The sequence below is a fragment of the Dietzia sp. DQ12-76 genome (assembly GCF_014145045.1).
Classification (GTDB): Bacteria; Actinomycetota; Actinomycetes; order Mycobacteriales; family Mycobacteriaceae; genus Dietzia.
This window is the reverse complement of sequence record NZ_JAALDV010000246.1, coordinates 1-2,992: the sequence shown is the minus strand read 5'-3', so window position 1 is coordinate 2,992 and position 2,992 is coordinate 1. Positions and strand designations below refer to the sequence as shown.

4 protein-coding genes are annotated in these 2,992 nt (G+C 71.2%); 3 read left to right on the top strand and 1 reads right to left on the bottom strand.

Features of this window, described 5'->3' with window-relative positions; all coding sequences use genetic code 11:
• From G6019_RS09195 to G6019_RS09185, 3 genes are all read left to right on the top strand, one after another.
• The coding region (locus G6019_RS09195) for an ATP-binding cassette domain-containing protein (RefSeq protein ID WP_182627472.1) at positions 1–249 on the top strand (249 nt) is incomplete at its 5' end.
• A gap of 181 nt (positions 250–430) precedes the next feature.
• Positions 431–1,066, top strand: a complete 636-nt coding sequence (locus G6019_RS09190) for a TetR/AcrR family transcriptional regulator (protein ID WP_107757214.1) — start codon at positions 431–433, stop codon at positions 1,064–1,066.
• Positions 1,063–1,833 carry a maleylpyruvate isomerase family mycothiol-dependent enzyme gene (locus G6019_RS09185; protein ID WP_107757215.1) on the top strand — a complete coding sequence of 257 codons (771 nt, stop codon included), beginning with the start codon at positions 1,063–1,065 and terminating at the stop codon, positions 1,831–1,833. The genes G6019_RS09190 and G6019_RS09185 overlap by 4 nt, the downstream gene beginning before the upstream one ends.
• A gap of 15 nt (positions 1,834–1,848) precedes the next feature.
• On the opposite strand, the gene G6019_RS09180 is transcribed toward G6019_RS09185, so the two are convergent.
• Entirely contained in the window at positions 1,849–2,913 is a 1,065-nt protein-coding gene (locus tag G6019_RS09180; RefSeq protein ID WP_182613765.1) for a sensor histidine kinase, read from the bottom strand.
• Positions 2,914–2,992: the final 79 nt, after the last annotated feature.

The following is a 2,992-nucleotide window of genomic DNA, read 5'->3' as shown; positions in this document are numbered from 1 at the left end:
CTGGACCGCCGCCCCGCGGAGGTCTCGGGCGGGCAGCTCCAGCGCGCCTGCCTGGCCCGCGCGCTGGCACAGGAGCCCCGGTATCTGATCGCCGACGAGGCCACCGCGCACCTTGATCCGCTGAGCACGGTCGCGATCGCGCGCGCACTGCGTCGGCGTGCCGACAGGGGGCTGGGCGTCCTGGCGATCACCCACGATCTGCGACTCGCCCGCAGCTGGGCCGACGAGGTGAGGGAGTTGGGGGTGTGACGCCGTCGAGTTCGAGCTGCGATTCGGTGGTGGCGAGGGCGGGTCACCCTACGCCGGGGCGGCCACGTCTGCGGAGTCGGCTGCTCCTGTGCTCATCGGCCCCACTCTCGCCCTCCCCCGAGACCGGATCGCGACCAATCCCCTCTGGACATCACCGGGCCACAGGCGCACAATCCTAATCATGTTAGGCACGCCGAATCGCGATAGGTCGGCCGAACGACGTGAGGCCACCCGGCGGGAGATCATCGATGCCGCGTGGGACGTGGCCCGTGAGCAGGGGCTAGCCCAGCTCACCCTCCGCGACGTCGCGGCCCGGGTGGGCATGAAGGCGCCGTCGCTGTACTCCCATGTGGACTCCAAGAACGCCATCTACGACGCGATGTTCGCCCAGGCGTGGACCGAATGCCTCGAGGTGATGCTCTCCCTCGACGAGCGTCCCCCGACCGGTGCCCGGGGCACCGTCCGGCTGTACGCGCGGGCGTACTTCGACTTCTGCGTCACCGACCTCGCGCGCTTCCAGCTGATGAACCAGCGCACCATCCCCGGCTTCACCCCCAGCCCGGAGGCCTACGCGCCCGCGGTGCTCGTGCTCGACGGCCTGCGTGAGCGGTTCGCGGCGATCGGGATCACCGACCGCGAGGACATCGACCTCTACGTGGCGGTGGTGGGCGGCATGGCGGACGCCCAACTCGCCAACGACCCCGGAGGCGACCGCTGGGCCCGGCTGGTCGACCGCGCGATCGACATGTACCTCGACGACGTCGGCATCCCGACCGACGCCCCGGTCACCACCGCACAGGAGGACACACCGCCATGATCACGACAACCGGGCAGCACCGCTCGAAGAACGACCCCCGACAACCCCGACTGGCCCGGGATGTCGCCGGGCGTCTCGCCGAGACCGAATACGACCGGGTGGCCGAGATGCTCGAACGGCTCACCCCCGACCAATGGGGCGCCCGGACCGACTGCACCGAGTGGGACGTGCGCGCGATGGCCGGGCACATGCTGGGCATGGTCCAGATGCTCGCCAGCTGGCCGGAGATGGTCCGCCAGCAGCTGGCCTCCGGCAAGCGGGCCAAGCGCGAGGGGTGCCTCCCTATCGACGCGATGACGGCGCTCCAGGTGGAGAAGAACGCCGGCCTGTCGACCGAGCAACTGATCGCCGAGGTCCGTCGATCGGCCCCCGGGGCCGCCAGGCATCGGCGACGGGCACCGGGCGTGATGAGGAGGCAGGCCATGGAGGACAACGGCGAGTGGTGGTCCATGGGCTACCTCTTCGACGTGATCCTCACCCGCGACCCGTTCATGCACCGCATCGACATCGCCTCCGCGACGGGTGTCGCCATGACGGCGACCCCGGAGCACGAAGGGGTGATCGTCGACGACGTGGTGACCGAGTGGGCCGGTCGGCACGGCCAGGCCTTCGACCTGGAGCTCACCGGCCCGGCGGGCGGGCGCTGGCAGCACGGTGGGCACCCGGGCGCCGGAGAGAACCTCACCATGGACGCGTTCGAGTTCTGCCGCGCCCTGAGCGGCCGGAGGCCGGTGGAGGGACTGCTGCGGACCCAGGTCCCGTTCTGATCGGGGGTCGCGGTCTCAGCCGCGTGACGACGCGGGAATCGTGACGGTGAAGCGGGACCCGTGTCCGGGGCCGTCGCTGGCCGCGCTGACACGGCCGCCGTGGGCCTCCACGAGCGCACGGGTGATCGTCAACCCGATCCCGCTGCCGCCGGAGTGTCGGCCGCGGGCGGTGTCCACGCGGTAGAAGCGGTCGAAGAGATGGTCCAGGTGGTGGGCGGCCACACCCTCGCCGGTGTCGGTGACGGTGACAGAGACCAGTCCGGTGTCGTGCACCCCGGTGCTGACGGTGACGGTGCCACCGGCAGGGGTGTGCCGCAGCGCGTTGTCCAGCAGGTTCCCCAGCACCTGGCCCATGCGGTCGATGTCCACGGTGACCTCGGTGTCGACGAGCTCACGGGCGGTGAGCTCCACTCCCTTGTCCGCGAACCGCTCCCGGGCGGCATCTGTCGCGGTCCCCACCAGCCCCGCGACGGTGGTGGGGACCGGATGGAGACGGGTCAGGTGCTCCTCGACAGCAGAGACGGCCACGATGTCCGACGCCAGGCGCTCGAGCCGGCGGGTGGCCCTCCACAACACCTCCCTGGTGTCGTCGTCGTAGTCCCGCACGCCATCCTCGACGGCCTCGAGGTAGGAGTCGATCGTGGCCAGCGGGGTGCGCATCTCGTGACCGAGGTCGGCCAGCATCCGGCGTCGCGAGGTGTCGGTGGCGCCGAGTCGCCGGGCGAGCTCGTTGACGCTCGTCGCCAGGTCGTCGAACTCCCGCCCCAACTCGGGGCTCGCGACCCGCGTGTCGTAGCGTCCGCCGGCGATCTCGACGGTCGAGGTGGTCACGACGGCGACGGAACGCTGGACCCTCCGGGTGAGGTACCAGCTCGCCAGCAGCGCCAGGAGCACAGCGACGCCCACCGCCAACCCCAAGGCCAGGACGATCGAATCCGTGAACGCCTCCTCGACGTGGGCGGCCTCCGCGGAGTCATGGTCGATCCCGGCCTGCCCCAGGTGGTCGTGGAAGATCTCCGGCGCCAGCACCGAGGCGACGAGCCACGCGCTCCCCGCGCAGCCCACCACCACCCCGGCCATCACCAGCAGCAACCTCGTACCGAAGCTCGCCCGGGCACGCCGTCCGCGCCGCACCTCGCCACTGCCACCGACACGGCCG